Consider the following 25541-nt stretch of genomic DNA (forward strand, 5'->3'; position numbering starts at 1 on the left):
CTCATCCCACACAAACTGGATACCCCACGACATCAAGCTGCTATGGCGCGGCGGAGCACATTCGCTCCATCCGTAGAAAGCAATCGTCCTCACCCACAACGACCAGCCCCATCCGCTGATAAAGTGCCTGCGCAGGATTCTCCTTGAAGACCGTAAGGCGCAGCGAAGACCGCCGCTCTTCGCGCGCCATCGAGAACACCCGCTCGAGCGCCCAGCTTCCAGCACCCTTGCAGCGCTCGGCCTCGATCACATGCAACTCACGAATGTACAACGCCTTCGCGTCGCGACTCAGGCTGAGAAAACCCAGCACCGACTCGCCTCGGCAAATCAGCCAGTTCTCTCTCCCGGCCCACGCCACATCAAACGCTTCGTCCTGCCACCGTAGATCGTGCCGAATGTAATAGCGAAGCATCGTTTCGCAGGTCAGTTTCCGAGCAAAACGCAGGTCTGCTGATGAGGCAGAACGTAATTCAAAGTCCACATTTACCCCTTAGACATCCGATGCAGCCACAACCTGACCCATCCATCCATTGGCGTCTCGGCGAGCAACCACCAGCACATCGCCGGTACCTGATGCTGCGACAATCAGTTCGCCGTTCGGCGCCCAGATGGCGCTACGCCCTGCCGAACCCCAGCCACCAGTCGCACCGCCATGGTTGGCCATCAACACAGTCATCGAGTGCCTGGCAGCGTAGCCTTGCAACAGGGCTGTATCAGGGGCATAACCGTTTTCCGTGATCAATACGCTGGCTGCGTAGAGGTCTGCATCTGAATCCGCAGCCTGCTGCGCATGACTGGCGTGGGAAAAGTCTGCACAGACCGCCAGAGAGACCTTATCGTTACCGACCGTCAACATCGACCCACCCGAACCCGGGGCAAACGCCACCTCCTCTCCCGGGTGCAGATGCTGTTTGCTGTAAACCCCAAGTGAGCCATCGGCGGCCAGGACCAAGGCGCCGATCAACACTTCAGAGCCGGCTGACAGCCGAATCGGCATACCGACGACCGTGGTCACACCAAGCTCCCGGGCAAAGTCGCGCAGCGGTTGCAGAACCGCGTCGTCCGGCAGCACCGCCAGTTCAGCGGCCAGGCCGCGTTCGTAGCCGGTCAGCGACAACTCGGGAAACACCAACAGCTGCACGCCGTGTTCGGCTGCGATTTCGATGAAGCGCATATGGCGGGCGATGTTGGCTTGAAGATCACCGGCAATGGAGATCGATTGGGCGGCGGCGATGGTCAATGTCGTCATGTTCCGTCCTTGCTGACAGTTTTTTGGAAAGAGCAATGAGTGTGTCACAAAGCATCACGCCACTTAAGCCATAGAAACCACCCCACTCCCCTAATAGAATTTTCTGATTGAACCCCTGCACCCGCCTCTAGTAAGCTCGGTGCATTCATCGGAGACACATCATGTTGCATACCCTCTCACAGCTTCGTCATACCGCCAGCGCCCTGCGCTCGGTTGCGGCTGCCCGGGTGAGCAACGGCTGTGCACCGGTCAGCTTTTATTTTGGGTATTGGTTTAGCCACTGGCGCGCCTGATACCCACACGGCGCCCACTACCACGGGTCGCCACTTGAGAGTTCTCAACCCCCGGTCGGCTTCCCGACCGGGGGTTTTGTTTTTTCAGGCCCCACACATTTTTAGCGTCACCAAAAACGCATAGAGGAATCACGACATGAACTACGCCACCTATTACCGCTACGACACCTTCACCGCCTGGCGATTTACCAGCCTCCGCTCGGGACAGCCTGCCGCCTCCGATCGGTCACCCACAGGTGGCAAGCACACACACGTAGCCAATCCGGCCAATTGTCGAACACCCCTATAGGGCCGAGCGTGCGGGAACGAACCCGCCGCCAGCCCAGGAAGCCCGAATATGAACTCGTCCGTCTCTGCTCTGCCGCTGTCCACCTTGACCTCTGCCAATGAAGCGCTGACTCTGCGCCTGCCCAATTCATTGGAGCTCAAGCATCAATTGCCGCTCAACACGCCCCTGATCCAGCAAGTCGCCAATCATCGTCAAGCGGTACGCGCGATCCTCAACGGTGAAGACTCCCGTCTGTTGGTCATCGTCGGCCCCTGCTCTATCCATGACCCGCAGTCGGCACTCGAATACGCCAGTAATCTCGCCAGCCTGGCTGCCGACGTCAGCGATGAAATGCTGCTGGTAATGCGCGCCTATGTCGAAAAACCCCGCACCACGGTCGGTTGGAAAGGCCTGGCCTACGACCCACACCTGGATGGCAGCGATGACATGGCAGGCGGCCTGAGCTTGTCTCGCGAGTTGATGCGCGAAATGCTGCGCCTGGGATTGCCGATCGCGACCGAATTGCTGCAGCCGATGGCCGCTGGCTACTTCGATGACTTGCTGAGTTGGGTCGCCATCGGTGCGCGCACCACCGAGTCGCAGATCCACCGTGAAATGGCCAGTGGCCTGAGCATGCCGGTCGGCTTCAAGAACGGTACCGATGGAGGCGTCGCCATTGCCTGCGATGCCATGCGTTCGGCGGCTCATCCCCATCGTCACTTTGGTGTCGACAGCCAGGGGCACCCGGCGATCATTCAGACACCGGGAAACCCGGACACTCACCTGGTGCTGCGCGGCGGCCATCGCGGACCGAACTACGATCCTCAGAGCATCAGCCATGTGCACGCAGATCTGAAAAAACTGGCCATCCCGACGCGGATCATGGTCGATTGCAGCCACGCCAACAGCGCTAAAGACCCCTTGCGTCAGCCGGCGGTTTTCGCTGATGTGCTTGAGCAACGCTTGCAAGGTGACCATTCCCTGATCGGCATGATGCTTGAAAGCCACCTGTTCGAAGGCTGCCAGCCATTGAGCCAGTCTTTGCGTTATGGGGTTTCAGTGACCGACGGTTGCCTTGGCTGGGATGCAACGGAGCAACTGTTACGCCAGGCAGCCCGGCGGTTGCGCTCATCCGAAAGGACCCGCCAAGCGAGCATTTGAAACAAAGACCGCTGCTGCCTGTTACGACCCAGGCCCGGGGCCTGAAATCCCATCAGACCCCGTCGCTCTTCGCCTTGCCCGATGTTCCTCGATCATGAGCGCTGACTACCAACGAAGCGTGAATGTCAGATCCTGACGTCCGAATCACCCCCACAACTTTTACTCTATGATCTTCAGCGCTCAACGGACATGCCCTACACATTCGGTCCAGCCGCCTGCACTAGAGTGAGGAGACAAATCAGTAACACCTCACTCACTGAAGATAAGGAATCAACATGCAACGGAATGCGACGACTCAATACCCAATCCTCCTGGTCCACGGACTTTTCGGCTTTGAGAGCATTGCCAACATCGACATTTTTCATGGCATCAAGCAAGCCCTGAGACACGCCGGAGCCCGGGTATTTATCCCCTATCTGTCCGCCACCCATAGCAACGAGCTTCGCGGCGAACAACTACTGGCGCAGATCGATCGGGTGCTGGCTGGAACAGGCGCCGCCAAAGTCAATCTTATCGGTCATAGCCAAGGCGCGTTGGCCGCCCGTTATGCCGCCGCGATACAGCCGAAAAAGGTGGCGTCGGTCACCTCCGTCAGCGGGCCGAATCATGGTTCAGAAATCGCCGATTACCTACGCAAGGCATTGATCCCTGATCGTTTGCCGGAGCATGTGGCGGGCGCGGTGGCCCATCTTTTTGCCGAGTTTGTGTCACTGCTCGGCGGCAACCCACCGCTTGCGCAAAACGCTGTGGCAGCGCTCAATGCGCTGACCACCGAGAGCGTCGGCGCGTTCAACGACAAGTACCCGCAAGGCCTGCCCAACACCTGGGGCGGCACAGGCAAGGAATTGGTCAATGGTGTGCGCTATTTCTCCTGGAGCGGCATCCTCAAAGGCAGCCTGGTCGACGAAGGGCCCAACCTGCTCGATCCGCTGCACAGCATATGCCGGGCTTTTTCCGGGTACTTCACCACTGAGGCTGAGGAAAACGACGGTCTGGTCGGCCGCTACAGCTCGCACCTGGGCACGGTAATCCGCTCAGATTACCCACTGGACCATATGGACACCATCCATCAGACGGCCGGCCTGGTGCGCAAAGGTGTCGATCCGGTTGACCTCTATGTCGAACACGCCGAACGCCTGAGAAACCTTGGCTTATAATGCCCTGATGCTCACGTCCAGCCGCCCGGCTCAGAGATGGCGCACTGACAGCACGTCCGGTCACCGAACTTTGGCGAGAAATAGCCCGCGGAATCCGGTAGGCTCAGCACTTTATTGCAAGTTGAATGGAGTATTTCCCCATGGCCAAAGCCACTGCCCGCCACATCCTGGTTGCCACCGAAGCCAAGTGCAACGAACTGAAAGCTCAAATCGAAGGCGGCGCTGACTTCGCTGAAATCGCCAAAGCCAACTCCACCTGCCCGTCCAGCCGTGATGGCGGCAACCTGGGTTCCTTCGGTCCAGGCCAGATGGTCAAGGAATTCGACACCGTGGTCTTCAGCGCACCGGTCAACACTGTGCAAGGCCCGGTGAAAACCCAGTTCGGTTTTCACCTGCTGGAAGTGACCAGCCGTCAGGACTGATCAATCCGCGATTTTGTTTAAACAACGGCCCGCCTTTTGGTGGGCCGTTGCGTTTGAGTTACGTGATTGTGGTTGGCGAGCGATACGCCGGTAGCGTACAAATTGTACTCATCGTTCACCCGGCTCTTAAGGCTGACAATGCGACTGGTTTTCCCCTCATTGATGTTCACCGCGCTGGCCCTGCTGCTGGGCGCCACGGCTGCGAATGCCGCACCGCAACATGCGTTGACGGTCTATGGCGAGCCAGCCAGATACCCCGCCGGCTTCAGTCACTTTGCCTATGCCAACCCACAAGCCCCCAAGGGCGGCAGCATGCGTCGCTCGGCGATCGAGATCGGCCGCTTCGATCATGTGCTGCCCTATATCGACAAGGGCATCGGCGTGTCGCAACTCGATGGTTTGATCTACTCGCCGCTGGCCCAGCGCTCGCTGGACGAACCCTACACGGTGTACGGTCTGGTAGCGCAAAAGATGGAACGGGCCGACGACGGTTTGTCGCTGCGCTTTTATCTGAACCCCAAAGCCCGCTTCGCCGACGGCACACCGATTACCGCCGACGATGTGCGCTACACCTACGACTTGCTGATGACCCAGGGCAGCCTGCGCTATCGCACCCAGTTCGCCGACGTCAAAGGCGTCGAAGTGGAGTCACCAAGCACGGTCCGTTTCGACTTCAAAAGCAATGAGAACCACACCCTGCCCCTGGACGTGGCGACCTTGCCGGTGCTTCCCGAGCATTGGTGGAAGACTCGCGACTTCGCCAATGGCGGTGGCTATGAGGCACCGTTGGGCAGCGGCCCGTATCGCGTCAGCAAGATCGATTCCGGGCGCAGCATCACCTTTGCCCGCAACGCCGACTGGTGGGGTAAAGACTTACCCGTCAGCCGCGGACTCTATAACTTCGATCATTTCAGCATCGAGTACTTCGGCGACACCGACGTCGCTCGCCAGGTACTGCGTGGCGGCGCTTACGATTACAACCGAGAGTTCTCTGCCACCGCCTTCTCCATCGGTTACGACAGCCCTGCCCTGAGCGACGGGCGCCTGCAAAAAGCACATCTGGCCAAAGACGCACCACAGTCGGCCCAAGGCTTTGTGTTCAACCTGCAAAACCCGATGTTCCAGGACCGCCGGGTGCGGCAGGCGCTGGCCATGCTTTGGGACTTCGAGTGGAGCAACCGGCAACTGATGCGCGATCTTTATGTCCGCCAGCAGAGCTTCTTTTCCAACACCTCACTGGCTGCTCGAGCACTGCCCGATGCCGGCGAACTGGCGATTCTCGAACCGCTGCGCGGGCAGATTCCCGATGAGGTTTTCACCCAGGTATTCGAAGCGCCGAAGACCGACGGCAGCGGCGTGATCCGCGATAAACAACTGCAGGCGCTGGCTTTGCTCGAGCAGGCTGGCTGGAAGCCGGACGGCGACCAACTGGTCAATGCTGCGGGGGAATCTCTGAGCTTCACCTTCCTTAACGGCCAGGGCGGCTTCGAGCGTCTGCTGTTGCCCTATAAGCGCACCCTGGCGCAAATCGGCATCACCATGAACATTCGGCGCATCGACTCCTCGCAATACGTCAACCGTTTGATGGCCCGCGACTACGACATGATCGTCACCGGCTATCCGGTCACCACCTCGCCGGGCATGGAACTGTATAACTACTTCGGCTCGGCCTCGGCCAATGACGCCGGCTCCAATAACTACATGGTCCTGAAGGATCCGGCGGTCGACACGCTGATTACCGGACTGGTCAAAGCCACTACTCAGCCAGAGATGCTGCGTTATGCCCATGCACTGGACCGCGTCCTGCAGTGGAACTACTACTGGATTCCCAACTACTACCCACCGGGCTCCGCCACCGTGTGGTGGAACCGCTTCGGCATTCCGGCCGTGCAAGCCAGCAATGACGAAGCCATCGAGAGCTGGTGGGAGATGAGTCCTGTACCGCTGACCAACGAGCAGATGGCCGCCGAGCGCATCAGCCGTGGCAAACCCGGAGGACCGCATTGATGCTTGCTTACGTACTGCGGCGCCTGCTGCTGGTCATCCCGACACTGGTGATGATTCTGCTGGTCAACTTCGTCATCGTCCAGGCGGCGCCCGGCGGCCCGGTGGAACAGGCCATCGCCAAACTGCAAGGCATCGGCGGCGGTGGCATCGGCGCGTCCAGCGATACTACGGCCCGCGGCTCGCGAGCCAGCCGCGGCCTCGACCCGCAGCTGATCAAGGACATCGAAAAACAATACGGCTTCGACAAACCGGCACCGGAACGCCTGTGGCTGATGCTCAAGAGCTATGCCCGGCTGGACTTCGGCAAGAGCTTCTTTCGCGGCTCCACGGTCACCGATCTGATTCTGGACAAGATGCCGGTGACCATTTCCCTCGGGCTCTGGGCGACGCTTATCACCTATCTGGTGTCGATCCCGCTGGGGATTCGCAAAGCGGTCCATCACGGCAGCCACTTCGATATCTGGAGCAGCACCGCGATCATTCTCGGCTATGCCATGCCGGCGTTTCTGTTCGCGATGTTTCTGATCGTAGTGTTCGCCGGCGGCACCTCGTTGAACTGGTTCCCCGTGCGCGGCCTGGTTTCGGAGAACTTTGAACAGCTATCGACCATCGGCAAAATCGCTGACTACTTCTGGCACCTGGTGCTGCCCGTCACGGCTCTGGTGATCGGCGGCTTCGCCACGCTGACCATCCTCACCAAAAACTCGTTCCTCAATGAAATCACCCGTCAGTACGTGGTCACCGCCCGCGCCAAAGGGCTGAGCGAACGCCGGGTGCTCTACGGCCATGTGTTCCGCAATGCGATGCTGCTGGTGGTCTCGGGGATTCCTCAGGCGTTCATCAGTGTGTTTTTCGCCGGTTCCTTGTTGATCGAAGTGATCTTCTCCCTCGACGGCCTTGGCCGCATGAGTTACGAAGCAGCCGTCTCGCGGGATTATCCGGTGGTGTTCGGCTCGCTATTCATCTTCACCCTGTTCGGCCTGCTGATAAAACTCGTCGGTGACCTCTGTTACACCCTGGTGGACCCGCGTATCGACTTTGCCGCGAGGAATGCCTGATGATCTCGCCATTGAGCCGTCGACGCTTCGAACGTTTCAAGAAAAACCGCCGTGGCTGGTGGTCGCTGTGGCTGTTTATCGGCCTGTTCATCCTGACACTGGGCGGTGAACTGATCGCCAATGACAAACCGCTGATGCTCAGTTACCAGGGCTCGCTGTATTTCCCGGTATTCAAGCGCTACACCGAGCAGGAGTTTGGTGGTCAGCTGCCGTTCCAGGCCGATTACCGCAGCGATTACGTGCAACAACTGATTCGCAAGGATGGCGGCTGGCTGCTGTTCCCGCCGATCCCGTTCAGTGACGACACGCCCAACTACGACCTCAACCAGCCAGCTCCCAGCCCGCCGACGAAAGTGAACTGGCTCGGTACCGATGATCAGGCCCGCGATGTGTTGGCCCGGGTGATTTTTGGTGCTCGGGTGTCGATTCTGTTTGCGTTGGCGCTGACCTTTATCAGCGCACTGATCGGCATCGCCGCCGGCGCCTTGCAGGGCTACTACGGTGGCTGGGTCGACCTGATCGGCCAGCGACTGCTGGAAGTCTGGTCGGGGCTGCCGGTACTGTATTTGCTGATCATCCTGTCGGGCTTTGTCGAGCCGAATTTCTGGTGGTTGCTGGGGATCATGGCGCTGTTTTCCTGGTTGGCGCTGGTAGATGTGGTGCGTGCCGAGTTCCTTCGCGGGCGTAACCTGGAGTACGTCAAAGCCGCCCGCGCGCTCGGTTTGAGCGACCGCAAGGTCATCGTGCGGCATATCCTGCCCAACGCCATGAACGCCACGTTGAGCTACTTGCCATTCATCCTCACCGGGGCGATTTCCACCCTCACCGCACTGGACTTCCTGGGCTTCGGCATGCCCGCCGGCAGCGCCTCGCTGGGTGAACTGATCGGTCAGGGCAAACAAAACCTGCAAGCACCGTGGCTCGGCCTGACGGCGTTTTTCACCCTGGCCCTGATTCTTTCTTTACTGGTGTTTATCGGCGAGGCGTTGCGTGATGCCTTTGATCCGCGATCTTGATCCTCGATCTTGATCCGCGATAATGAAACGGACCGTTGATATGAATGACAACCTGATCGAAATCCGCGACCTCAGCGTCGCCTTCAGCGGCCAGACCGTGGTGCGCGATCTGTGCCTGGATATCCGCCCCGGAGAATGCCTGGCGCTGGTGGGTGAATCAGGCTCAGGCAAATCGGTGACCGCTCACTCGATCCTGCAACTGCTACCCGAAAGCGACGCGCAAACATCAGGCAGCATTCGCTATCGCGGCCAGGAACTGTTGGGTGCAGATTCCAGCACACTGCGACAGCTTCGCGGCAATCGCATTGCGATGATTTTTCAGGAGCCGATGACCTCCCTCAACCCGCTGCACAGCATCGAAAAGCAGATCGGCGAAACCCTGCTGGTGCACAAAGGCCTGGGGGGCAACGCCGCACAACGACGCATCATCGAATTGCTGGAACTGGTGGGCATTCACAAACCCCTGGAGCGGCTCAAGGCCTACCCGCATCAGCTCTCCGGCGGCCAGCGGCAACGGGTGATGATCGCCATGGCCCTGGCCTGCGAACCGGAACTGCTGATCGCCGATGAACCGACCACCGCGCTGGATGTGACGGTGCAGCGCAAAATACTGCTGCTGCTGAAGTCCCTGCAAAAACGTCTCGGCATGTCATTGCTGTTGATCAGCCACGACCTCAATCTGGTGCGCAGCATTGCTCAACGGGTCTGCGTGATGCGCGCTGGAGAAATCGTCGAACAGGCGGACTCCGAGACGCTGTTCACCCAGCCCAAACACCCCTATAGCTGCCTCTTGCTCAATGCCGAGCCGGAAGGCGAAGCCCTGCCTCGGGACGAGCGTGAAGCAGTGTTGCAGGTCGATGATCTCAGCGTGGTATTCCCGTTGGGCGGCGGGCTGTTTCAGCGCAAGACCTGGCTGCGCGCGGTCGATGGCATCAGCCTTAGCCTGCAGCGCGGCAAGACCCTGGGCATCGTCGGTGAGTCCGGCTCCGGCAAGTCCACTCTCGGCCAGGCGATCCTCAGGCTGCTCGACTCCAAAGGCAGCATCCGCTTTCAGGGGCAAGCGCTCGATGGCCTGACACAAAAACAACTGCGGCCCTGGCGCAAACAGATGCAAGTGGTGTTTCAGGATCCGTTCGGCAGCCTCAGCCCACGGATGTCAGTCGCCCAGATCATCAGCGAAGGTCTGGAAGTTCACAGCCAGTCGACCCCGGCCGAATGCGAAGCCCAGGTCATTCGGGTGCTCGAAGAAGTCGGCCTCGATCCGCAAAGCCGCCATCGCTACCCCCACGAGTTTTCCGGTGGCCAGCGCCAACGCATCGCCATCGCCCGTGCGCTGGTGCTCAAACCGGCATTGATTCTGCTGGACGAACCGACCTCGGCGCTGGACCGCACGGTGCAGAAACAAGTGGTCGCCCTGCTCCGTCAGCTTCAGGAAAAACATGGCCTGACCTACCTGTTCATCAGCCACGACTTGGCGGTGATACGCGCCCTGGCCCACGACATGATCGTGATCAAGGACGGCAAAGTGGTGGAAAGCGGTGCCAGTCATGACGTATTCGATGCGCCGCAGCATCCCTATACCAAAGAACTCCTGGCCGCCGCGCTCCCGCATCTGCCGCCGACCCTGTAACCTTGAGCGCATCGCAGCCTAATTTCTTATCTGGACGTCCCATGACCCCTAACGCAGAGTTCTATAACCCCTCCACCGACTATGCCGACAAGCTGATCACGCGCATCGGGCAAACACCCAGCTGGATCGCAAAACGCATCGGCGTCACCGACAAGCGCATTCGCTACATCCTTGATGGTTCGCGAACCGTCAAAGGCGAAACCAGCCCGATCCATATGACCTATACCGAGCAGTTCGCCCTCGAATGTCTTGCGGCCGAGGCCAGTGCCAAAAAGAAATAGCGTTTAAGCGCTGACTTCCATTGAGACCGCCCATGAACGACACCGACAGCCTCAAGGATTACCAGCGCGTTCGCCTGTTGGCGATCCGCTCGTTGTTCGAGATCATCGAACAGTCCAGCGAAGGCACGGTGATCGTTGACCGCGATGCCAACATCGTCTGGATGAACGAACGCTACGCCCGACGTTTTGGCCTTGAGTCCGCCGAGGTGGCCATCGGCAGGCCCTGCGAAAGCGTAATCCCCGGCAGCCTGTTGCGCGAAGTGGTGCGTACTGGCCGGCCGATCCTGCTGGACATGCAAGACACTCCAAAAGAACCGCTGGTGGTGATGCGCCTGCCCATCCATGACGATGCCGGCACCGTCATCGGTGCCATCGGTTTTGCCTTGTTCGATGAACTGCGCAGCCTGTCGCCAATGCTCAAACGCTACATGAGCATGCAGCAGGAGCTGGCCTCGACCCGTTCGCTGCTGCGGGCGCGGCAGTCCAAATACAACTTTGCGCACTTTATCGGCACCAGCGCCGCCAGCCTGGAAGTCAAACGTCGCGCCCGGCGCAGTGCAAGCGCCGATTCGCCGGTGTTGCTTCTGGGTGAAACCGGAACCGGCAAGGAGCTGCTGGCCCAGGCCATTCACGGCGCGTCCCCGCGGGCGCACAAAGCCTTTGTCAGCATCAACAGCGCAGCGATCCCGGAAGCGCTGCTGGAAGCCGAGTTTTTCGGCACCGCACCCGGCGCCTTCACCGGCGCGGATCGCAGGGGACGCACCGGCAAATTGCAGATCGCCCAGGGCGGCACCTTGTTTCTCGACGAGATCGGCGACATGCCGCTGCCGCTGCAAAGCAAGTTACTGCGGGTGTTGCAGGAAAAAGAGTTCGAACCGGTTGGGTCCAACGAAATGATCCAGAGCGATGTGCGGGTGATTGCCGCGACCTCGACCGACCTTCAGGCCGCGATCAAACGCGGCGAGTTTCGCGCCGATTTGTATTACCGCCTCAACGTCTTGCCAATTCAGGTACCGCCGTTGCGTGAACGGCTCGACGATTTGCCAGCGCTGAGCGAAGCGATCCTGGAAGAACTGCGCAGCCAGCATGAGCTCGACAGTGAAGCCTTGGCGCTGCTCGGCCAGCATGCCTGGCCGGGCAATATCCGCGAATTGCGCAATGTACTGGAACACGCGGCGTTGCTCAGCGATGACCTGATGCTCAATGCGGCGGATATCCGGGCGGCGATCGGCACCTTCAGTCCAGTGGAGCGTGTTGCTTCTCTTGCGCTGGAACCCGTCCCCCATGAAACCTTCAGCGCGGCGCGGGAACGGTTTGACCGGCAGTTGATTGAAACCACCCTCGCGCAATGCGCTGGGAAAGTGATTGAAGCAGCAGCGCGCCTGGGGCTGGGGCGCTCTACGCTGTACAAGAAGATGGTGGCGTTGGGAATTGCCGAGTCTCAATAAAGAGACACAAATCTCCAAAAAGAGACCTCCGATCATTCCCACGCCCTGCGTGGGAATGCAGCCCCGGACGCTCTGCGTCCCGAGCCAATTCGAAGCGTGACGCAGAGCGTCACCTGATGCATTCCCACGCAGAGCGTGGGAACGATCGGGTTATTCGTCTCTAATTAGAGACACCTACTCCTCCCTCTGGAAAACCACGGGTAAAAAAACCAGTTATTTCAACCAGTTAGATCGATGGCACGAAACTGGCTATACCTACAGCCACAAAAGCTTCGCCCTACAAAAATAACAATCCAGGAGACACACCATGAGTGTGATCATTGCCTTGGCAGCCCTCGCGTTGCTAATGCTCGCGGCGTACCGTGGCTACAGCGTTATCCTCTTTGCTCCAATTGCCGCCCTCGGCGCGGTACTCCTGACTGATCCTTCCGCCGTCGCCCCCGCGTTTACCGGGGTGTTCATGGAGAAAATGGTCGGTTTCATCAAACTGTATTTCCCGGTGTTCCTGCTCGGCGCGGTGTTCGGCAAGCTGATCGAGCTGTCCGGTTTCTCGCGATCAATCGTCGCCGCCGCCATTCGCTTGCTCGGTACTCGTCAGGCGATGCTGGTCATTGTGCTGGTCTGTGCCCTGCTGACCTACGGCGGCGTGTCGCTGTTCGTGGTGGTGTTCGCGGTCTATCCGTTTGCCGCCGAGATGTTCCGACAGAGCAATATCCCGAAACGGCTGATCCCGGCGACCATCGCCCTCGGCGCGTTTTCTTTCACCATGGATGCCCTGCCCGGCACCCCGCAAATCCAGAACATCATCCCCAGCACCTTCTTCAACACCACCGCCTGGGCCGCCCCCTGGCTCGGCGTGATCGGAGCGATCTTCGTTTTCTGCGCCGGCATGCTGTTTCTGCAACGCCAGCGCAACAAGGCCCAACACACTGGCGAAGGCTACGGCACAGAGCTGCTCAATGAGCCGCAAACCGCTGAAGACCTCAAGCTGCCCAACCCATGGATCGCCCTCTCGCCGCTGTTGCTGGTGGGCCTGATGAACCTGCTGTTCACTCGCTGGATTCCGCTGTGGTATGGCAAGACCCACAGCCTCAGCCTGCCGGGCATGTCCGCACCAGTGCAAACCGACATCGCCAAGCTCACGGCGATCTGGGCAGTCCAGGCCGCACTGCTGGTGGGCATCATCATGGTGCTGATCTTCGGCTTCCAGGCGATCCGCGGAAAACTCGCCGAAGGCAGCCGAAGTGCAGTCAGCGGCGCGCTGCTGGCCGCGATGAATACCGCATCGGAATACGGCTTCGGCGCCGTGATCGCCTCGCTGCCAGGCTTCCTGGTGCTGGCGGACTGGCTCAAGAGCATTCCCAATCCGCTGGTCAATGAAGCCATCACGGTCACACTGCTGGCGGGCATCACCGGCTCGGCATCGGGCGGTATGAGCATTGCCCTGGCGGCGATGTCCGAAAGTTTCATCAGCGCCGCCCATGCGGCCAATATTCCGCTGGAAGTTCTGCACCGGGTCGCGGCCATGGCCAGCGGCGGAATGGACACCCTGCCGCACAACGGCGCGGTGATTACTTTGCTGGCGGTCACCGGACTGACCCACCGTGAGGCCTATAAAGATATTTTCTGCATTACGATTATCAAGACCCTGGCAGTTTTCATGGTAATCGGAACCTTCTACGCCACTGGCATTGTGTGAGGCATCTATGACGAATCTTACGGGCAAGACCGCGCTAGTCACCGGTTCCACCAGCGGCATTGGCTTAGGGCTGGCCCTGAGCCTGGCCAAGGCCGGTGCCGACCTGATCCTCAACGGCTTCGGCGACGCCAGTGCGGTGATTGCCGAGGTCAGGCAGTTCGGGGGCAAGGTCGGCCATCATCCGGCCGACGTTAGCGACCCGGCACAGATCGCCGAGATGATCGCCTATGCCGAGCGCGAATTCGGCGGCGTCGACATCCTGGTGAACAACGCCGGCATCCAGCATGTGGCCGCCGTAGAGGACTTCCCGGTGGAACGCTGGGACTCGATCATCGCCATCAACCTTTCATCCGTATTCCACAGCACCCGCCTGAGCCTGCCGGGTATGCGCGCCAAAGGCTGGGGGCGGATCGTCAATATCGCCTCGGTGCACGGCCAGGTTGGCTCGGTGGGCAAGGCCGCTTATGTCGCCGCCAAGCACGGGGTGATCGGTCTGACCAAGGTGGTCGGCCTGGAAACCGCCACCAGCAACGTTACCTGCAACGCCATTTGCCCGGGCTGGGTGCTGACCCCGCTGGTGCAGAAGCAGATCGATGATCGCGCAGCCAGAGGTGTCGATCCGCAGCAGGCGCAACATGATCTGCTGGCCGAGAAGCAGCCCTCATTGGAGTTCGTCACGCCACCGCAGCTGGGTGAGCTGGTGCTATTTTTATGCAGTGACGCCGGCAGCCAGGTGCGTGGCGCAGCGTGGAATGTCGATGGCGGGTGGTTGGCGCAGTAAGACCTTAATTTGATTCAACTATATGATCGTTCCCACGCTCCGCGTGGGAACGATCTGTTAGGCACATTCTAAAAAACAAGAGGCGATCTATGTCCGAAATCTTGTGGCAACCCAGCGCCGAGCGAATCAGCAAGACCCGGATGGAGACCTTTCGGCGCTTCATCAATCACCGACACGATCTTGAAATCGCCGACTACCCGGCCTTGCACCAATGGAGCATCGATCGGCGCGAAGACTTCTGGCAGGCCATCGTCGATTTCTTCGACATCGAATTTCACGCAGCGCCTACCGCAGTGCTGGTCGAAGGCCCACAGATGCCCAGCGCCCATTGGTTCCCCGGCGCCACGCTGAACTTCGCCGAGCATCTGCTGCGTCGCCGTGACAAGTACCCGGCGGTGATCGCCATCCGCGAGAATGGTCAGCGCGAACAGCTCACCTACGCCGACCTGGCCAGCCATGTCGCCGGTCTGCAAAAGAGCCTGCAAGCGGCCGGCGTCGGCCTTGGCGACCGGGTTGCCGCCTGCATGCCCAACACCTGGCAAACCCTGGTCGGCATGCTCGCCACCACCAGCCTGGGGGCGATCTGGTCCTGCTCTTCGCCGGACTTCGGCACCCAGGGAGTGATCGATCGCTTTGGTCAGATCGAACCCAAGGTGCTGATCACCTGCGCCGGCTATCGCTATGCGGGCAAAGAGATCGACCAGACGGCGAAGGTCAACGAGATTCTCGAACGCCTGCCGTCGCTGCAGCAATTGATCATCGTGCCTTACGCGCGAGGTCAGGCGCGCGTCGAGGACTTCCGGACCACGGCCAATGTGGCGATCTGGAGTGACTTCTATCAGGCGGGCGGCGAGCCCGAATTCGTTGCCGTACCCTTTGAACATCCGCTGTACATCCTCTACTCCAGCGGCACCACCGGTGTACCGAAATGCATCATCCACAGCACCGGCGGCGTACTGCTGCAACACGTCAAGGAGCACGGGCTGCACGTTGACCTGGGTCACGACGACAGGCTGTTCTACTACACCACCTGCGGCTGGATGATGTGGAACTGGCTGGTCTCGGCACTGGCCGTTGGCGCCAGCGTGGTGCTGTACGACGGCTCACCGTTTCATCCGGGACCGGAACATCTGATCGACCTGATCGACAGTGAACAGATCAGCGTATTCGGCACCAGCCCCAAGTACCTTGCGGCCCTGGAAAGCGCCGGCGTTCAACCGCGTCGCAGCCACGATCTGAGCAGTCTCAAAAGCCTGCTGTCCACCGGCTCGCCGCTGTCACCGCACAGTTACGACTATGTCTACCGCGAGATCAAAAGCGAACTGTGTCTGTCGTCGATGTCTGGCGGCACCGATATCGTTTCGTGTTTTGTGGCCGGCAATCCGCTGCAACCGGTACGCCGTGGAGAGATGCAGGGCAAGAGCCTGGGCATGGCCATCGAAGTATGGAACGACGCCGGCCAGCCGATTGTCGGAGAGAAAGGTGAACTGGTCTGCACCCGCCACTTCCCGGCCATGCCAATCGGCTTTTGGAACGACCCGCAGCAGGAAAAACTGCGCGCCTCGTATTTCAGCCAGTTCCCGGGAGTGTGGGCGCAGGGCGACTATGCCGAACAGTTGCCCCACGGTAGTGTAATGATCCACGGCCGTTCCGACGCGGTGCTCAACCCCGGCGGCGTGCGCATCGGCACCGCGGAAATCTACCGGCAAGTGGAGAAAATCGAGCAGGTCGTGGAAAGCGTCGCCATTGGCCAGAGCTGGCAGGACGATGTGCGAGTGGTGCTGTTTGTACGACTGCGTGAAGGCGTTGAACTCAATGAAGCGCTTGAGCAAGCCATTCGCGAGGTCATCCGCGCCAACACCACGCCGCGGCACGTGCCGGCGAAAATCCTCGCCGTCACCGATATTCCGCGCACCATCAGCGGCAAGATTGTTGAACTGGCAGTGAAGAATGTGGTGCACGGGTTGGCGGTGAAAAACACCGATGCTCTGGCCAATCCAGAGGCATTGGAGCAGTTTCGGGATCGGGTGGAGTTGAAGGTGTAGAATCCGGGCTTCCCGTCGCCTGAAAAATGGCTTTCGCGGGCTTGCCCGCGAAATATCCGATTGAATAGAAGTCACCCATTAATGCGACTTTTTGAGGTATTAAACGTCTATTGCGTGGAAGCAGCAAAAAGATCAGGCCCCCATTCAGGACCCCTCAGATGAATGAATCGTCCACCGACAGTGAAGCCCAGGCACTGATTGCGCGGCTGGACTGGGCGCACAGCCCCCTGGGCTTTCCCTCCAACTGGCCGCAAAGCCTGCGCACGGCCGTGGATATCGTGATTCATTCGCCCATGCCAATGTTGCTGCTGTGGGGGCCGCAGCTCACGCAAATCTACAACGACGGCTTCGCCCTATTGGCCGGCCACAAGCATCCGCAGGCTTTCGGACAGCCGACGCACTTGATATGGCCGGAACTCGAAGACTTCACAGCCCCCATTTACAACGCCGTCCTGCAAGGCCAGGTGCGAACCTACAGCGAACAGCGCTTTAACCTGCAACACCTTGGTCGCAAGTCCGAGCTCTGGCTCGACCTGACCTACAGCCCAATCCGCGACGAACAAGGACTGGTCGCCGGGATTCTGGTCACCGCCATCCAGACCAATGAACGTCGCCGGGTCGCGCTGGAACTGAAAATGCGCTCCGAAGCCAGCATCAAGGCCCAGCACGAGTCCGAAGAACGGCTGCAGCTGGCACTGGCTGCCGCAGGTGCCGTGGGCACTTGGGACTGGAATATCCGTGAAGACCGCTTCATTGCCGACGCCCACTTTGCCCAGTTGCACAGCGTCAATCCGGTGCTGGCCGATCAACTGCCCATTAGCGAATACCTGGCCGGTGTGCACCCGGAAGATCGCGCCATGCTCGCCCGCAGCATCAAACATTGCATCACCCACGGTACCGAATATTCCGAGGAATACCGCCTGCTGCAACCCGACGGCCAGCTGCGCTGGGTGTTTGCCCGGGGACGCTGCTACAAGGATCACCATGGCCGGCCGACCCGCTTCCTCGGTGCCGCGCTGGACCTGACGGATCGCAAACAGATCGAGCAAGCGCTACGCCAAAGCCAGACCGAGCTGCAATTAATCATCAACGCCATGCCGGTGCTGATCGGCTATGTCGATCGCGAAGAGCGCTTTCGGCTGAACAACGCCGCGTACCTGGACTGGTACGGCATGACCCCACAAGAGCTGTATGGCAAAACCATTCGCGAAGTGATCGGCGACGAGCTCTACGCCGACCGCGCCGAGCAGATCGCTGCTGCCCTGGCCGGTAAACCTTGCAGCTTCGAGGCCGAGTCCTTTCACCGTGACGGTCGCCCGCGCCATGCGTTGATGAAGTATCTGCCACGCTACGCTGCCGACGGCGCGATCAATGGCTTCTACATTTTTGTGATCGATGAAACCGAGCGCAAACGGACCGAAGCAGCCCTGCGTAACCTCAACGAAACACTGGAGGAGCGTGTCGCCGCCCGGACCCGGGAACTGGCCGAAACCAACCAGCGACTGCAAAACGAAATGATCGAACGCGAGCGCGCCGAAGACGCGTTGCGTCATGCGCAGAAAATGGAAGCCGTCGGCCAGCTCACCGGCGGCATTGCCCATGACTTCAACAACATGCTTACCGGGATCATCAGTAGCCTTGATCTGATGCAGCGCTATATCGCTGATGGGCGCAGCGCCGAGATTGGCCGTTTCACCGACGCCGCCGTGTCCTCCGCCAACCGCGCAGCGGCCCTGACCCATCGGCTGCTGGCGTTCTCCCGACGGCAATCGCTGGACCGCAAACCCATCGACCCCAATCAGTTGGTGCACTCGCTGGAAGACCTGCTCAGCCGGACCAAAGGCGATCACATCGAACTCAAGCTACAGATGGCGGCCGAAGTCTGGCCGGTCAGCACCGACGTCAGCCAACTGGAAAATGCCCTGCTCAACCTGGTGATCAACGCCCGCGATGCCATGCCCAATGGCGGCGAACTGCTGATCGAAACCTCCAACAGCTACCTGGACGGGACTGACATCAGCACCCTGGAACCGGTCAAGGCCGGCGACTACGTGATGATTGGCGTCAGCGACAACGGCAGCGGCATGAGCCCTTCGGTGCTGGCCAAAGCGTTCGAGCCGTTTTTCACCACCAAACCCATCGGTCAGGGCACCGGCCTGGGCTTGTCGATGATCTATGGTTTTGCCCAGCAATCCGGTGGCCATGTCAGCCTTACCAGCCTCCCGGGCCAAGGCACCAGCGTGCGCCTGTATCTGCCCCGGCTTTACCTTGCGCCAGTGGAGCAGATCCAGGCAATCGCCCCCCAGGAAACGCCACCAGCCATTGCTGGTGAAACAGTGGTATTGGTGGAGGACGACCCGGCGGTGCGTATGTTGGTACTCAATGTGCTCGATGAACTGGGGTATAGCACCCATGAAGCTCAAGACGCCAAAGCTGCACTGCCACTGCTGGAGTCCGACCTGCGGGTCGACCTGCTGGTGACCGACGTCGGCCTGCCGGGCATGAATGGCCGACAACTGGCAGAAATCGCCCGCCAGTATCGACCCGAACTGAAGGTGCTGTTCATGACCGGTTACGCCGAAAAAGCCCTCGAACGCCAAGGGTTTCTTGAGAACGGCATGGACATGGTCGCCAAACCGTTTTCCATCGACCTGCTGGCCAACAAGATTCGCACGATGATCAGCCAGAAAACCTGAGTTTCGGGCATAATCGCGCGCCCCGCTGACAGCACCGCTTCAAGGTAATGCCCCATGAAAGCTCAAGCCCGCCATATTCTGGTGAAAACGGCCGAAGAGGCCGAACAACTCAAGCAACGCATCGCCAAAGGCGAAGCGTTCGACGTGTTGGCCAAGAAGTACTCCACCTGCCCCTCCGGTAAACGCGGCGGCGACCTGGGTGAAGTGCGGCCAGGACAGATGGTCGGGGCCATTGATCAAGTGATCTTCAAAAAACCGCTGCGCACCGTGCATGGGCCGATCAAGAGCAAATTTGGCTATCACCTGGTGCAGGTGTTTTATCGGGATTGATCAGGTGTCTTCAAGGGCCTCATCGCGAGCAAGCCCGCTCCCACATTAGACCTGCGTCGACCATGGATCTGGCAGTTGAATGCGATCCAGTGTGGGAGCGGGCTTGCTCGCGATCCGAATGCGCAGCAGGCGGCCATTCCCAGCCTAATCTCTAGGGATCAACGCCCCCGGTACTTGAATCACCCGGCTCGCCAACCGATGCCCAGCCTCTGCCGCCTGCACCGGGCTACCACCGCCGAGCCGGCTGGCCAGATACGCTGCACTGAACGAGTCCCCCGCCGCCGTAGTGTCCACCACCCGCTCGACCACCTGCGCCGGCACTTCAAAATACTCGCCTTCACAACGGATCAAACACGCCTCGGCGCCGCGCTTGAGCACCACTTCCGGGATGCCGATCTGCTCATAGGCGGCAAACACGGCTGCACTATCGGAAAACCGGAACAGCGCCTGCTCGTCATCGAGCGTCAGCAACGCCAGATCGACATACGGCAATACCCTGCGATACGCCGTCTGCGCATCCTCGACCGATGCCCACAAGCGCGGCCGGTAATTGTTGTCGAAGACTATTCGCGCATCCTGTTGCCGGGCTTCAATCAGGGTCTCCAGTAACTTCTCTCGTCCTTGCACGCCGAGCACCGCCAAGGTGATACCGCTGAAATACAGCACGTCGTAGTCCGGCAATGCCGCCAGAATCGGCGTGGCCGCAGGCGTGGTGAAGCAGTCACGCACCGCCGCTTCGTTACGCCAATAGAGAAAGCGCCGCTCGCCCTGGGCATCGGTCTGGATGCAATACAAACCGGGCAAGCGCCCCGGCAGGCGCTGGACCATGCTCAGGCCAATACCTTCGCTAGCCCAGTTTTGGCACATCGCCTCGCTGAAGCTGTCATCCCCCAGGGCCGTGACGTAATCCACCGTCGCCGCATCGCCCAATTCGCGAGACAGATAGACCGCAGTATTCAGCGTGTCACCACCAAAGCTTTGCTGCAGACTGCCGTCAGCGCGCTGCTGTAACTCGATCATGCATTCGCCGATCAGTGCAATGCGCGGAGGGTTGGGGCCGAGATTGCTGATGGTATTCATGTTTGGAGAGCTCCGATGATTCTGCGGCGTCTGGCAGGCCGCCTTCGCGAGCAAGCTCGCTCCTGCAGGGGTAGGTGATCTCCTGTAGGAGCGAGCTTGCTCGCGATGGCTGCGACTCGGTGTTGAACCTTAGAAACAGGTTTCCATGCTTTCGATGACATTCAACTGCTCATCCACCAAACAGCCGGTGCGCCACTTGTCGAAGGTCAGGCACGGGTGCGAGGTGCCGAAGGAAATGATGTCGCCCACGCGCAATTCGCAACCGGGAGCCACAGTCATAAACGCATGCTGATCCATCACCGCGGTCACCTTGCAGGCACTGACGTCGTCGCCCCTGGCGGGTACCACACCCGCCCGATATCGCAATAGCGGTACCGGCAAACCGGCGTCGTACGCCACATCGCGTTTGCCCAGAGCGATCACCGCAAAACCCGGCTCCGGCAATGATTGCACGTGGGCCCAGACTTCCAGCGCCGGGCGCAAGCCTTCGTGCAAGTCGCTTCGACGGTCCAGCACGCAGCATTGCGCTTCTTTGTAGATGCCATGGTCGTGGGCCACATAACTGCCGGGGCGCAACACGCTGAGGAAACGTCCGCTGGCGTTCTGCGCCTCAAAGGATTCGGCGATCAAGTCATACCACGCAGAACCGGAAGCGGTGATGATCGGCTTGGCAATATCGAAGGCGCCACTGTCTTGCAGGTCAACCGCCAGGCGGACCAAAGAGGCCGCAAACTCACGAATCCCGCTCACGGCCTGATCGCCGTGGATCACCCCTTCGTAACCTTCGATGCCGGTCAGGGCCAGCGCCGGTTGCGCCTTGATGGCCTTCGCCAGATCGAGCACTTCCTGCTCGCTGCGGCAACCGCAACGGCCGCCAACCACGCCGTATTCAATCATCACGTTCAGACGCACACCGCGCTCGGCGAAATACGCCCCGAGGTCGGCGACGTTGTCCGGGTGATCGACCATGCAGTGAAATTCGAACTGCGGATCGGCCAGCAACTCGGCGATCAACGCCATGTTGGGTGCGCCGACCAATTGATTGGCCATCAGCACCCGACGCACGCCATGGGCGTAGGCCGCACGGGTCTGCACGGCGGTGGCCAGGGTGATGCCCCAGGCGCCCTGCGCCAACTGACGACGGAACAGCGCCGGGGTCATGCTGGTTTTGCCGTGGGGTGCCAGCTCTGCGCCGCTGTTGCTGACAAAGTCCTGCATCCAGCGAATGTTGTGCTCAAGCGCATCACGGTGCAGCACCAGAGCCGGCAGGCTGACGTCGCGCACCAGGTTGACACCGGGCTGGGCGGCGCCCTTCTCCACGGCAGCGATATTCAAGGTAGAAGGCATGATCTAACTCCTCACAATCGCGGCCGCGAGCAACCGCTGCTATTCGTTGATGCGACGGGCCAGGTTGTTCGCGCTGTCGATCAGCACCCGGCGGTAGTCGTTGTAATTGTTCTTGGCATCGGCCCGCGGGGCGACGATGCACAGGGTTGCAATGCAAATGCCGCGCTCGTCCTTCACCGGTGCGGCGAAGCAATGGGTAAAGGTGTCGGCCACACTGTCGAAGGAAAAGAACCCATCGATGCCGGCCTGACGAATTTCCTTGAGGAAGTTTTCCAGCGGCAAGCGCTCACCGTCGGGCAGGATGAAGTCGTCGTGATCGATCAGGTCGACAATCTCTTGATCGCTCAAATGGCTGAGCAGCAAACGCCCGGAGGCGGTCCAGGGGATCGGCGCGTTCTCGCCGATGTCCGAGGAAATCCGAAAATGCCGCTCACCTTCTTTCATCAGCGCGACCGTGTATTTGCGCCCGTTGAGCAGGCACATTTGTGCGGTCTCACGGGTCTGGCTGACGATTTCCTGCAAGGCGTGGTCAGCCTCGCGGGTCAGGTCGAAATGACGTAAGTGCGCCTGACCGAGGAAGTACAGCTGGCGGCCCAGATAGACATGACCGTCCTTGCCCACCGGCTCGAGAATCCGTCGTTCGAGCAGGGATGCAACCAGTTCATAGACGGTGGACTTCGGGCTGCCGATGCCGCTGGCGATATCGTTGGGGCGCAGTGGCTGGCCGATTTCCTTGAGGAAATCGAGGATATCGAACGCCCGGTCCAACCCGCGAGCCCGGCGCTTGATGGTGTCTTCGGTCATGTCAGTGGATTCCCATTCAAATTCACCGGGGAGTTTACCGCTAATGATCGTTCCCACGCTCCCGCGTGGGAACGCCGCCATGGACGCTCTGCGTCCGCTTTGGATGTGACGCGGAGCGTCACGGGATGCATTCCCACGCAGAGCGTGGGAACGATCATCAGTGTTCAGGCCTTCTTCTTGTACGCAACGCAATCAATCTCAACCTTGCAATCGACCATCATGTTCGCCTGCACGCAGGCCCGCGCCGGGGCGTGTTCGCTGGCGAAGTACTCGGAAAACACCTTGTTGAAACTCCAGAAATCCCGTGGATCTTCCAGCCATACGCCGGTACGCACCACGTCTTCCAGGCCATAACCGGCCTCTTTGAGGATGGCGATCAAGTTGCGCATGGTCTGGTGAGTCTGCTCGATGATCCCGCCAATGATGATCTCGCCATCCACCGCCGGGACCTGGCCAGACACATACAACCAGCCATCGGCTTCGACTGCGCGGGCGAAAGGACGTGGCTGGCCGCCACCGGCGGTGCTACCGGTGCCGTAACGAGTGATGCTCATGGATGTTTCTCCTGCTAAAAAACCAAGTTGAATATAAAAACTAGAATCGAGTGTTCTTGAGGAATTCCGCCAGTCGCGGCGATTGCGGGTGCTCGAACAACTCTTTGGGTGGCCCCTGCTCTTCGATGCGACCCTGATTCATGAAAACGATCTTGTCCGAGACTTCAAAGGCAAAGCGCATTTCGTGGGTGACCAGCAACATGGTCATGCCGTCCTCGGCCAGGCCCTTGATCACACTCAGCACTTCACCCACCAACTCCGGGTCCAGGGCCGAGGTCACTTCGTCGAACAGCATCAGGCTCGGGTTCATGGCAATCGCCCGGGCAATCGCCACGCGCTGTTGCTGACCTCCGGACAATTGGCCCGGATAGTGGTCGCGCCGATCCAGCAAGCCAACGCGCTCCAGCCACTTTTCAGCCAGCGCGACCGCTTGATCCTTCGGCAGCTTTTTGACCTTCAGCAGCCCAAGCGTGACGTTCTGCAATGCGCTCAGGTGCGGGAACAGATTGAATTGCTGGAACGCCATGCCGGTCATGGCCCGATGCTGGGCAATGACCCTTTCCGGATGCCGTACACGCTTGCCATTGACCTCGTCGTAACCGATGGACTCGCCATCGAGCATGATCTGCCCGCCCTGAAACTCTTCGAGCATGTTCACGCAACGCAGCAGCGTGGTCTTGCCCGAGCCGCTGGAGCCGATCAGCGTAACCACGTTGCCGCGCTGCATTTCCAGGTCAACACCCTTGAGTACCTCGAGCTGGCCATATTGTTTGTGCAGCCCGCGAATGCTCAGCAGGGCCTGGGCTTCTTTTGGGCTCGACAGGGTTTGAATCGAAACTTGAGCTTGAGTCATGGCAAAGCCACCCGCTTTTCAATATGCCGGCCGAGTAATTCGATGGCGTAGTTGATGATGAAAAAGAGAAAACCGGCGAACAGGTAAAACTCCAGGGTCATGAAGGTCCGGGCGATTATCTGCTGGGTACTGAGCAGCATCTCGGCCACACCAATCACCGACAGCAAGGTCGAAGCCTTGACGATCTCGGTCGATGAATTGACCCAGGTCGGCAGGATCTGCCGCAGTGCCTGAGGCAACAGCACGTAGCCAAGAGACTGGTAAAACGTCAGGCCAATAGCCTTGCTCGCCTCCATCTGACCGCGCGGCAACGCTTGCAATGAGCCGCGCACAATTTCGGCGACATGGGAACCGCAGAACAGCGTCAGGCCCAGAACACCGGCCTGAAACGCACCGATCTGCCAACCCAGCGCCGGCGCCATATAGAAGCAAGCCAGCACCAGGACAAACACCGGTGTGCCGCGGATCAGGTCGACGTAAAAGCGAAATGGCGCACGCATCCAGAACTTGCCGTAGGTCAGCACCAGCCCGGCGACGATGCCGACCAAGGTGCCGAGCAGAATCGCCAGCACTGAACACTCAACGCTGGTCAAAAATCCCGACCACAAGGTATCGCGAGCGACCCACAACTCGTGCAACCAACTTGGAGATTCGTACATGAGCCCTCCTAACGACGAATCGCCAGACGCTGCTCCAGGTAACGCAGCAGCATGGCAATGAGGTAACAGGCAGCGACATAGAGCGCAGTGGTCACCAGCCAGGTTTCGATGACCCGGTAGCTCTCGACATTGATCTTGCGCGCGTAATAGGTCAGCTCCGGCACGGCAATCGCTGCCGCCAGCGAGGTGTCCTTGAACAGCGAAATGAAGTTGTTCGACAGCGCCGGCAGTACATTGCGCAGCATCACCGGCACCGTGACGTAGGCCCGTACTTGCCACTCACCCAAACCGATCGCCAACCCGGCTTCGCGCTGGCCCTTGGGAATACTCAGCAATCCGGCGCGGAACACTTCGGTCAGATACGCCCCGGCGTACAGCGACAGGGTGATGATGAACGAGGGGACCTTGTCCAGCCGAATACCCAGACCTGGCAAGGCAAAGTAGATAAACAGAATCAACACAAGAATCGGCGTGTTGCGGATGACCGTCACATACACCGACGCCATGGCCCGTAGCGAGCGATGCCTGGATAACAAAGCAAACGCCATCATCAGGCCGATCACACAACCGATGGCGATCGACACCAGCGCCAGCTCCAGGCCCAGTCCGAGCCCCGCCAGCAAGGTGTCGAAATCACGCCATACGGCGGCAAAGTTCAACTGATAGTTCATGGTCAGCAGTACCTTGAGCGGGGCGCGACCAG

The 25541-nt window shown here is 59.8% G+C and carries 23 protein-coding genes; 14 read left to right on the forward strand and 9 right to left on the reverse strand.

Annotated features, from left to right (window positions below; all coding sequences use genetic code 11):
- Positions 1–40: 40 nt before the first annotated feature.
- Positions 41–481: a GNAT family N-acetyltransferase gene (locus AC07W5_RS13160; protein ID WP_495011441.1), complete on the reverse strand. Its 441-nt coding sequence runs from the start codon at positions 479–481 to the stop codon at positions 41–43.
- Positions 482–490: 9 nt separating this feature from the next.
- Entirely contained in the window at positions 491–1249 is a 759-nt protein-coding gene (locus tag AC07W5_RS13165) for a carbon-nitrogen hydrolase family protein (RefSeq protein WP_494993225.1), read from the reverse strand.
- Positions 1250–1879: 630 nt separating this feature from the next.
- On the opposite strand from AC07W5_RS13165, the gene AC07W5_RS13170 reads away from it, so the two are divergent.
- From AC07W5_RS13170 to AC07W5_RS13235, 14 genes are all read left to right on the forward strand, one after another.
- Positions 1880–2971, forward strand: coding sequence for a 3-deoxy-7-phosphoheptulonate synthase (locus tag AC07W5_RS13170; protein ID WP_495011442.1), 1092 nt, complete (start codon positions 1880–1882; stop codon positions 2969–2971).
- Positions 2972–3246: 275 nt separating this feature from the next.
- Positions 3247–4128, forward strand: a complete 882-nt coding sequence (locus tag AC07W5_RS13175; protein WP_495011443.1) for an esterase/lipase family protein — start codon at positions 3247–3249, stop codon at positions 4126–4128.
- A gap of 140 nt (positions 4129–4268) precedes the next feature.
- Positions 4269–4550 carry a peptidylprolyl isomerase gene (locus tag AC07W5_RS13180; protein WP_494993228.1) on the forward strand — a complete coding sequence of 94 codons (282 nt, stop codon included), beginning with the start codon at positions 4269–4271 and terminating at the stop codon, positions 4548–4550.
- Between the two features lie 138 nt (positions 4551–4688).
- Entirely contained in the window at positions 4689–6557 is a 1869-nt protein-coding gene (locus tag AC07W5_RS13185) for an extracellular solute-binding protein (RefSeq protein WP_495011444.1), read from the forward strand.
- Positions 6557–7615, forward strand: a complete 1059-nt coding sequence (locus AC07W5_RS13190) for a microcin C ABC transporter permease YejB (RefSeq protein ID WP_494993230.1) — start codon at positions 6557–6559, stop codon at positions 7613–7615. Before AC07W5_RS13185 ends, AC07W5_RS13190 begins: the two co-directional genes overlap by 1 nt.
- Entirely contained in the window at positions 7615–8631 is a 1017-nt protein-coding gene (locus AC07W5_RS13195) for an ABC transporter permease (protein WP_494993231.1), read from the forward strand. Before AC07W5_RS13190 ends, AC07W5_RS13195 begins: the two co-directional genes overlap by 1 nt.
- A 40-nt stretch (positions 8632–8671) precedes the next feature.
- On the forward strand, positions 8672–10261 hold the full coding sequence (locus AC07W5_RS13200) for an ABC transporter ATP-binding protein (RefSeq protein ID WP_494993232.1): 1590 nt from the start codon (positions 8672–8674) through the stop codon (positions 10259–10261).
- A gap of 41 nt (positions 10262–10302) precedes the next feature.
- Positions 10303–10542, forward strand: a complete 240-nt coding sequence (locus AC07W5_RS13205; protein ID WP_494993233.1) for a hypothetical protein — start codon at positions 10303–10305, stop codon at positions 10540–10542.
- 32 nt (positions 10543–10574) lie between these two features.
- Complete coding sequence (locus AC07W5_RS13210) at positions 10575–11990, forward strand: sigma-54 interaction domain-containing protein (RefSeq protein ID WP_495023562.1); 1416 nt, start codon at positions 10575–10577, stop codon at positions 11988–11990.
- A gap of 307 nt (positions 11991–12297) precedes the next feature.
- Complete coding sequence (locus AC07W5_RS13215; RefSeq protein WP_494993235.1) at positions 12298–13689, forward strand: GntP family permease; 1392 nt, start codon at positions 12298–12300, stop codon at positions 13687–13689.
- Positions 13690–13696: 7 nt separating this feature from the next.
- Positions 13697–14470, forward strand: coding sequence for a 3-hydroxybutyrate dehydrogenase (locus AC07W5_RS13220; RefSeq protein ID WP_494993236.1), 774 nt, complete (start codon positions 13697–13699; stop codon positions 14468–14470).
- 89 nt (positions 14471–14559) lie between these two features.
- Positions 14560–16515, forward strand: a complete 1956-nt coding sequence (locus AC07W5_RS13225; RefSeq protein WP_495011446.1) for an acetoacetate--CoA ligase — start codon at positions 14560–14562, stop codon at positions 16513–16515.
- Between the two features lie 158 nt (positions 16516–16673).
- Positions 16674–19211, forward strand: coding sequence for a hybrid sensor histidine kinase/response regulator (locus AC07W5_RS13230; RefSeq protein ID WP_495023563.1), 2538 nt, complete (start codon positions 16674–16676; stop codon positions 19209–19211).
- A gap of 54 nt (positions 19212–19265) precedes the next feature.
- Positions 19266–19541 (forward strand): peptidylprolyl isomerase, encoded by a 276-nt coding sequence (locus AC07W5_RS13235; protein ID WP_007932676.1) that lies wholly within the window; start codon positions 19266–19268, stop codon positions 19539–19541.
- A gap of 144 nt (positions 19542–19685) precedes the next feature.
- Here the strand turns inward: AC07W5_RS13235 and AC07W5_RS13240 are convergent, their stop codons facing one another.
- The 7 genes from AC07W5_RS13240 to AC07W5_RS13270 form a co-directional block, all read right to left on the reverse strand.
- On the reverse strand, positions 19686–20621 hold the full coding sequence (locus AC07W5_RS13240; RefSeq protein ID WP_495023564.1) for a sugar kinase: 936 nt from the start codon (positions 20619–20621) through the stop codon (positions 19686–19688).
- Between the two features lie 129 nt (positions 20622–20750).
- On the reverse strand, positions 20751–21968 hold the full coding sequence (locus tag AC07W5_RS13245; RefSeq protein ID WP_494993240.1) for an amino acid deaminase: 1218 nt from the start codon (positions 21966–21968) through the stop codon (positions 20751–20753).
- Positions 21969–22007: 39 nt separating this feature from the next.
- Positions 22008–22772, reverse strand: a complete 765-nt coding sequence (locus AC07W5_RS13250) for an IclR family transcriptional regulator (protein ID WP_494993368.1) — start codon at positions 22770–22772, stop codon at positions 22008–22010.
- A 164-nt stretch (positions 22773–22936) separates the two neighbouring features.
- Positions 22937–23326: a RidA family protein gene (locus AC07W5_RS13255; protein ID WP_495023565.1), complete on the reverse strand. Its 390-nt coding sequence runs from the start codon at positions 23324–23326 to the stop codon at positions 22937–22939.
- 40 nt (positions 23327–23366) lie between these two features.
- Complete coding sequence (locus tag AC07W5_RS13260) at positions 23367–24179, reverse strand: amino acid ABC transporter ATP-binding protein (protein WP_495023566.1); 813 nt, start codon at positions 24177–24179, stop codon at positions 23367–23369.
- Complete coding sequence (locus AC07W5_RS13265; RefSeq protein ID WP_494993243.1) at positions 24176–24838, reverse strand: amino acid ABC transporter permease; 663 nt, start codon at positions 24836–24838, stop codon at positions 24176–24178. Before AC07W5_RS13265 ends, AC07W5_RS13260 begins: the two co-directional genes overlap by 4 nt.
- An 8-nt stretch (positions 24839–24846) precedes the next feature.
- Positions 24847–25509, reverse strand: a complete 663-nt coding sequence (locus AC07W5_RS13270) for an amino acid ABC transporter permease (RefSeq protein WP_494993244.1) — start codon at positions 25507–25509, stop codon at positions 24847–24849.
- Between the last annotated feature and the right edge of the window lie 32 nt (positions 25510–25541).

The organism is Pseudomonas sp. GW821-FHT01E05 (assembly GCF_059422425.1).

What these genes read in the sequence shown, in the direction of transcription:
- AC07W5_RS13165 (WP_494993225.1), bottom strand. Translation starts at nt 1,249, where the DNA reads ATGACGACATTGACCATCGCCGCCGCCCAATCGATCTCCATTGCCGGT.
- AC07W5_RS13170 (WP_495011442.1), top strand. Translation starts at nt 1,880, where the DNA reads ATGAACTCGTCCGTCTCTGCTCTGCCGCTGTCCACCTTGACCTCTGCC.
- AC07W5_RS13175 (WP_495011443.1), top strand. Translation starts at nt 3,247, where the DNA reads ATGCAACGGAATGCGACGACTCAATACCCAATCCTCCTGGTCCACGGA.
- AC07W5_RS13180 (WP_494993228.1), top strand. Translation starts at nt 4,269, where the DNA reads ATGGCCAAAGCCACTGCCCGCCACATCCTGGTTGCCACCGAAGCCAAG.
- AC07W5_RS13185 (WP_495011444.1), top strand. Translation starts at nt 4,689, where the DNA reads ATGCGACTGGTTTTCCCCTCATTGATGTTCACCGCGCTGGCCCTGCTG.
- AC07W5_RS13190 (WP_494993230.1), top strand. Translation starts at nt 6,557, where the DNA reads ATGCTTGCTTACGTACTGCGGCGCCTGCTGCTGGTCATCCCGACACTG.
- AC07W5_RS13195 (WP_494993231.1), top strand. Translation starts at nt 7,615, where the DNA reads ATGATCTCGCCATTGAGCCGTCGACGCTTCGAACGTTTCAAGAAAAAC.
- AC07W5_RS13200 (WP_494993232.1), top strand. Translation starts at nt 8,672, where the DNA reads ATGAATGACAACCTGATCGAAATCCGCGACCTCAGCGTCGCCTTCAGC.
- AC07W5_RS13205 (WP_494993233.1), top strand. Translation starts at nt 10,303, where the DNA reads ATGACCCCTAACGCAGAGTTCTATAACCCCTCCACCGACTATGCCGAC.
- AC07W5_RS13210 (WP_495023562.1), top strand. Translation starts at nt 10,575, where the DNA reads ATGAACGACACCGACAGCCTCAAGGATTACCAGCGCGTTCGCCTGTTG.
- AC07W5_RS13215 (WP_494993235.1), top strand. Translation starts at nt 12,298, where the DNA reads ATGAGTGTGATCATTGCCTTGGCAGCCCTCGCGTTGCTAATGCTCGCG.
- AC07W5_RS13220 (WP_494993236.1), top strand. Translation starts at nt 13,697, where the DNA reads ATGACGAATCTTACGGGCAAGACCGCGCTAGTCACCGGTTCCACCAGC.
- AC07W5_RS13225 (WP_495011446.1), top strand. Translation starts at nt 14,560, where the DNA reads ATGTCCGAAATCTTGTGGCAACCCAGCGCCGAGCGAATCAGCAAGACC.
- AC07W5_RS13230 (WP_495023563.1), top strand. Translation starts at nt 16,674, where the DNA reads ATGAATGAATCGTCCACCGACAGTGAAGCCCAGGCACTGATTGCGCGG.
- AC07W5_RS13235 (WP_007932676.1), top strand. Translation starts at nt 19,266, where the DNA reads ATGAAAGCTCAAGCCCGCCATATTCTGGTGAAAACGGCCGAAGAGGCC.
- AC07W5_RS13240 (WP_495023564.1), bottom strand. Translation starts at nt 20,621, where the DNA reads ATGAATACCATCAGCAATCTCGGCCCCAACCCTCCGCGCATTGCACTG.
- AC07W5_RS13245 (WP_494993240.1), bottom strand. Translation starts at nt 21,968, where the DNA reads ATGCCTTCTACCTTGAATATCGCTGCCGTGGAGAAGGGCGCCGCCCAG.
- AC07W5_RS13250 (WP_494993368.1), bottom strand. Translation starts at nt 22,772, where the DNA reads ATGACCGAAGACACCATCAAGCGCCGGGCTCGCGGGTTGGACCGGGCG.
- AC07W5_RS13255 (WP_495023565.1), bottom strand. Translation starts at nt 23,326, where the DNA reads ATGAGCATCACTCGTTACGGCACCGGTAGCACCGCCGGTGGCGGCCAG.
- AC07W5_RS13260 (WP_495023566.1), bottom strand. Translation starts at nt 24,179, where the DNA reads ATGACTCAAGCTCAAGTTTCGATTCAAACCCTGTCGAGCCCAAAAGAA.
- AC07W5_RS13265 (WP_494993243.1), bottom strand. Translation starts at nt 24,838, where the DNA reads ATGTACGAATCTCCAAGTTGGTTGCACGAGTTGTGGGTCGCTCGCGAT.
- AC07W5_RS13270 (WP_494993244.1), bottom strand. Translation starts at nt 25,509, where the DNA reads ATGAACTATCAGTTGAACTTTGCCGCCGTATGGCGTGATTTCGACACC.